4 protein-coding genes are annotated in these 5,526 nt (G+C 73.1%); 1 reads left to right on the top strand and 3 read right to left on the bottom strand.

Annotated features, from left to right (window positions below):
- The coding region (locus GT354_RS03800; protein WP_161354734.1) for an ROK family transcriptional regulator at positions 1 to 1,019 on the bottom strand (1,019 nt) is incomplete at its 3' end.
- 59 nt (positions 1,020 to 1,078) lie between these two features.
- Here GT354_RS03800 and GT354_RS03795 point away from each other — a divergent pair.
- Positions 1,079 to 2,584: an MFS transporter gene (locus GT354_RS03795; protein WP_161354733.1), complete on the top strand. Its 1,506-nt coding sequence runs from the start codon at positions 1,079 to 1,081 to the stop codon at positions 2,582 to 2,584.
- 251 nt (positions 2,585 to 2,835) lie between these two features.
- Here the strand turns inward: GT354_RS03795 and GT354_RS03790 are convergent, their stop codons facing one another.
- A complete protein-coding gene (locus tag GT354_RS03790; protein WP_161354732.1) occupies positions 2,836 to 3,546 on the bottom strand; it encodes a type 1 glutamine amidotransferase domain-containing protein in 711 nt (236 codons plus the stop codon).
- Between the two features lie 455 nt (positions 3,547 to 4,001).
- Positions 4,002 to 5,526: MFS transporter (locus GT354_RS03785; RefSeq protein ID WP_237534347.1), on the bottom strand; the 1,525-nt coding region annotated here is incomplete at its 5' end.

The raw sequence follows: 5,526 nt of genomic DNA, 5'->3' as shown, positions 1-5,526 counted from the left end.
AGCGGGGTGCCGCCGGCGCGGCCGGTTTCGCCGCCGAGGACCACACAGCCGGGGTCGAGGATGACCGTGAGCGCGGCGACGCCCAGGACCAGGCGTTCGGCGAGTGCGTCCAGCAGGGCCGCGCCGGCCCCGGTGGCGTCCGTCGCGGCGCTGCGCACCACGTCCTCGGCGCTGCCGACCAGTCCGAAGTCGGTCGCCAACAACTCGATCGCGCCGCCGGAGGCGAGGGAGTGGAAGCCGCCCTTGCAGTCGGTGCACGTGGGGAGCCGACCGGTGCCGGGTACGGGCAGGAACCCCAACTCGCCGCTACCTCCCGAGGCCCCGCGCCGAAGCCGGCCGTCCAGGACCACGCACGCGCCGATGCCCGCGCCGAGCCAAACCAGGACGTACGTGTCGAGGCCGCGGGCGGCGCCCAGGCGTTGTTCGGCGATGCCCGCGAGATTGGCCTCGTTCTCCAGGACCACGCTGCCCCGCTCGCGCAGGGCGGCGACCAGGCGCGCGTGCCATCCCGGCAGGCCGTCGCAGGCCGCGTGCAGAACGCCGGTCGCGGGGTCGATCAGGCCGGGGACGCCGACCGCGACGGTGTGCAACGTGTCGGCGCCGGCCGCGTCGGTGGTGGCGTCGAGCAGGGCCAGTACGTCGTGGACGGCCCGGTCCGGGTCGCTGTCCGGGGGTACGTCGAGCGTGGCCGACGCGATCGTGCTGCCGGCCAGGTCGGCGACGGCGACCTCGACCACGTCGAGCCGGATGTCGAGGCCGGCGATGTGCGCGCGTTCGGCCACCAGGCCGTACAGGCGGGCGTTGGGGCCGCGTTGGCGCGCGCCCGCCTCGCCCACGAGGTGTAGCAGGCCGGCGTCCTGAAGGCGTTCGACCAGGTCGGCCACGGTCGGGCGGGACAGCCCCGTGAGGATCTTGAGCTGGGAGGCGGTCAGCGGGCCGTGCTCGACCAGAAGGTCGAGGGCAAGGCGGTCGTTGATCGCGCGGGCCGTGCTCGGCGTCGCGGTGCGGGCGGCTGTCATGGGGAGCGATCCTCGCAGAGTCTTTCTTTCAGGAAACCTGCCTGATAATTTATCGCACCATGAAGCGACAGCCGCCCTCCGGGCGCACCTTTTTCTCGAAGTACCGCGTTTCCGCGTCCTCCGACGACCGCCCGTCGACTCCGTCGGACGGCCGCTCCCCCTCGCCTGCTCCCCACCGAGACGCCGCTTCCCACCCGGGCTCCGCTTCCCACCCGGGCTCCGCTCCCCGCCGAGACTCCGCTTCCCACCCGGATTCCGCGCCGGTCGCCCACGACGACCGAACGCCCGCCGACGCCGGCCATGCCGCCGCCGGCATCGCGCACCCGCCCGATCCCGAGGCCGCCCGCGCCCGGATCGCCACGTGCCTGCTGTTCGCGGTGCACGGCTCCGTCAGCGGCGGCTTCTCGTCGCGGCTGCCGTGGCTTCAGGACCGACTCGATCTGAGCGCCGGACAATTGGGCTTCGCGCTCGCCGCGCCCGCCGTGGGCGCGTCGCTCGCGATGCCGATGGCCGGCGCGCTCGTCCACCGCTACGGCGGCCGCGGCGCGTTGCGTTGCCTGATCGTGCTGTGGTGCGCGATCCCGATCCTGCCGATGTCGGCGCCGGGACTGCCGTGGCTGTGCCTGGGGTTGCTCCTGTTCGGCGTGGGCGCGGGCATGTCCGATGTCGCGATGAACACCCAGGGCCTGGTGATCGAACAGCGGCTTCGCCGCTCCACGTTGCCGATGCTGCACGGCATGTGGAGCGCCGGCGCGCTCATCGGGGCCGGGCTCGGTACGGCTGCGGCCTTCGCCGGCTTGGACGCCCGGGTACAACTCGGCGGCCTCGCCGTCGTATTCGCCGCGGCGGGGTGGTTCAGCGGCCGACACCTGCTCGACGCACGGCCCTCGGCCGGCACCGCCGCGCCTCCGCGCTTCGCGCTGCCGAGCCGCGGCGCGCTCCTGATCGGCGCGGTCGCGTTCTGCGCGGTGTTCGCCGAAGGCGCGGGGATGAACTGGAGTGCCATCCACCTCAAGGAGATCGCCGGCGCGTCGCCGGGGATCGCGGCGCTCTCGTTCACCGGCTTCGCCTGCACCATGACCGCCGTCCGCCTGGTCTCCGGCACGGTCGTGGACCGGATCGGGATCGTCCGCACGGTACGCGGCGGCGCGGTCGTGGCCACGGTGGGCGCGGTACTGGTCGCCACCGCCCACACACCGGCGCCGGCCATGGTGGGGTTCGCCCTGCTCGGGATCGGCGTATCGGCCGTGCTGCCGCTCGCGTTCGCCGCGGCGGGCCGGCTCGGGGACGACCCGAGCCGATCCATCGCCGGCGTCGCGACGGTCACCTACACGTCCGGCCTGCTCTCACCGGCGATCGTGGGCGCGGTCGCGGACATGTCCTCGCTGGGCGTCTCGTTCGCGATGGTCGCCGTACTCACCGCGATCCTGATACCGGCGGGCGGACTGCTGCGGCCGGCGGGCGGCGACGACGGTAGCGGTGGTACGGATGGCATCGGAGACGTGGACAGCGGGAAGCCGGCGTCGGTGGCCACCACTTCAACGGCGGCGGCCACCACGAACTGACGTCGCCGCAGCGGTGCCTCGGGGCGCCGCATCGAAGGCCCCCGCGACGCGCCGGTCCGCGTTGCTCGTCCACGGCACGATCGTGGGCGGGCTGCGCACCGGACGCGCCGCGGCCGGACCGGTGATACGCCTCGACGCTCACCGTCGGCGTGTCGTCCCCTTCCGCCCGCGCTGCGCCACGAGCACTCAGAGCGATCTCCGTAGCCCGCTCACCGGCTCGTGCCCGCCGGCTTCGCCTCGACGGTCTGCCGTCAGTTGCCTGACGCCTTGCCCAATACCTTGACCAGTTCGGCCGCCAGCGGAGCCGACGAGGCGGGGTTCTGGCCCGTGTGCAGGTTGCGGTCCGCGACCAGGTACGGGGCCCACGGCTCGCCCTCGCGGAAGTCGGCGCCGAGTTCCGTCAATCGGTCCTGAAGCAGCCACGCGGCCTTGTCGGCGAAGCCGGCCTGGGTCTCCTCGGCGTTGGTGAAGCCGGTCAGCCGGTAGCCGGCGAACGGCCAGTTCCCGTCGCCCCGCTTGGCCGCGAGCAGCGCGGCGGGCGCGTGGCAGACGACACCGAGCGGCTTGCCCGAGTCGAGCGCGGCGGTGAGCAGGCGGCCCGAGTCGGCGTCGGTGGGCAGGTCTTCCATCGGGCCGTGGCCGCCGGGGTAGAACACCGCGTCGTAGTCGGCGAGATCGACCTCGGCGAGCGTGAGCGGTTGCTTCAGTTCGGTGAATTCGTCGAGGCCGGCCACCATGTCGGCGGCGCCCTCCGGCCCGCCGTTCACCTCGGGGGCGAGGCTGCCCTTGTCGACCGGCGGTACCACGCCGCCGGGTGTCGCGACCGCGATGTCGTAGCCGGCCGCGGTGAAGACGCGGTACGGGGCGACGGCCTCCTCGGCCCAGAAGCCGGTCGGGTGCCGGGTACCGTCGGCCAGCGTCCAGTGGTCGGAGCCGGTCATCACGAACAGGATCCTGGTCATGTCACATCTCTCCGTCGAGCGGCCCCGGCTCCCGGTCCCGGCCCCCGTCGTTTCGCATCGGGATCCGGCAGCCGAGGCGCCATCGTGTACCGCAGTGGTCGGTTCGTTCACACTCGCGTTCGCCCGTACCCACGACTCGCGTCCGTATCCACGACCCGTCCGTATCCACGACCTGTGTCCGTATCTGCGTCGCGCCCACGTCCGCTACTCGCGAATGTGCACGTTCCTCGCGGTACACCGCCGGGCCGGCTCGTTCACCGCAGCCGCCCGGTTGCGGGGCCTGCCTCCCTCCTCAGCCCCGGCCCACTCCCCCCTCGACACCGCCTACCTCGCGCAACGCCCAGGCACCGCGACCACCCCTCTCGCCTCCCCTGATCCGCGGCGCCCTCGTCCGCAAGGCCCGTGGGTCGTCGGAGGCCCGCACCCGGCAAGCCCCGGCCGGCCGCCTTCGCCCGTCACTTCGATCGCGCCCGGTGCGATGCCCGGCCGAGCCGGTGGACGAGCACGACGACCACGGTGACGAGGGCGATGTCGATCAGCATCGACCGCTGCATCGCCCCCACGTAGGCCGCCGCGTGCGGTCGTGACCCGACCGCGGCGAAGAACACCGCGCCGACGACGGCGACACCCGCGGATCCCGCGAACTGCTGGGCGGTGGACAGGACGGCCGAACCGATGCCGGCCTTGGTCGGCGCCACGTCGACCAGGGCCGCGCCGATCAACCGGGGCAGGACCAGGCCGTTGCCGGCGCCCACCGCCGTGACGGCCACGACGATCCACGCGAGGGGTACGTCTGCGCCCGCGAAGTGCAACGCGAGTACCCCCACACCCAGTCCGAGGTCGATCAGCACGCCGCCGAACACGACCACTGCCAGGCCGAAGCGATCCACCAGCCGGGAGCCGACCGCCGCCGTGACGGAGAACAGGACGCCCATCGGCGCGAACACCAGCCCGGCGCCGAGCGCGCCGAGTCCCAGGCCGCCCTGGAGCAGCAGGGTGAGCGTGAACATGAAGCTCGCGAAGTAGGCCATGAACGCCGTCACCGCCGCGATTCCCGCGAGGTAGGACCGTTTCGCGAACAGCGTCGGGTCGAGGATCGGGTCGGCGCCGCGCGCGGCGAGAGCCCGTTGCCGTCGTACGGCGGGTATTGCCACGAGCGGGCTCGCGAACAGGCAGATCCACGTCCACACGGGCCATCCCGCATCGCGTCCGAGCATGACGGGGACCAGGATCAGCGCGAGAACGAGAGCGATGCTCGCCGCGCCCACGGCGTCCTGGGTACGCCGGGGCCCGGGACGCGAGGGTGGCAGCAGGCGGGCCGCGAGCAGTGCGGCGACGATCCCGATCGGCACGTTGATCAGGAAGATCACCCGCCATCCCAGGCCGAGGATCCCGACGTCGAGCAGCAGTCCGCCGCATACCTGCCCGGCGATCGAGCCGAGGCCGCCGGCGACGCCGTACCAGCCGAGGGCGCGACCGCGCGTCGACGCCGGGAAGGTCGTGGTGATCAGTGCCAGTACCTGGGGCACCATCACCGCCCCGGCCAGACCTTGCAGCAGACGGGCCGCGACGAGTTGGCCGGGGTCGGCCGCGAGGCCGCACAGCAGCGAAGCACCGGTGAAGGCGAGCATGCCGACGACGAAGACGCGACGGTATCCGAACCTGTCGCCCAGTCGGCCACCGGTGATCATCCCGGTGGCGTACGCGAACGCATAGCCGCCGACGATCAGTTCGAGCGCAACGGGGCCGGCGTGCAGGCGGCGTTCGAACGACGGCGCGGCAACGTTGACCACGAAGAAGTCGAACTGGGCCAGGAACCACGCCGACAGCAATACCGCGAGCATCGGCCCCGATCGGCCGGAAGCCGGCACCGTGCCTGCGGGGTCGACGGCGGCACGGGTATCCGCATGCGCGGTCGGCCGTTCGTTCGGGGCCGCGTGCCCGTGCGGGTTCGCGTGCCTCTGCGGGGCCGCGTGCCCG

Source organism: Streptomyces sp. SID3343, from assembly GCF_009865215.1.
In the GTDB taxonomy this organism is placed as follows: domain Bacteria; phylum Actinomycetota; class Actinomycetes; order Streptomycetales; family Streptomycetaceae; genus Embleya.
This window is presented reverse-complemented; position numbering and strand designations above follow the sequence as displayed.

Coding starts and splice junctions, on each gene's coding strand:
- GT354_RS03790 (WP_161354732.1), bottom strand. CDS start 3,546: ATGACCAGGATCCTGTTCGTGATGACCGGCTCCGACCACTGGACGCTG.
- GT354_RS03795 (WP_161354733.1), top strand. CDS start 1,079: ATGAAGCGACAGCCGCCCTCCGGGCGCACCTTTTTCTCGAAGTACCGC.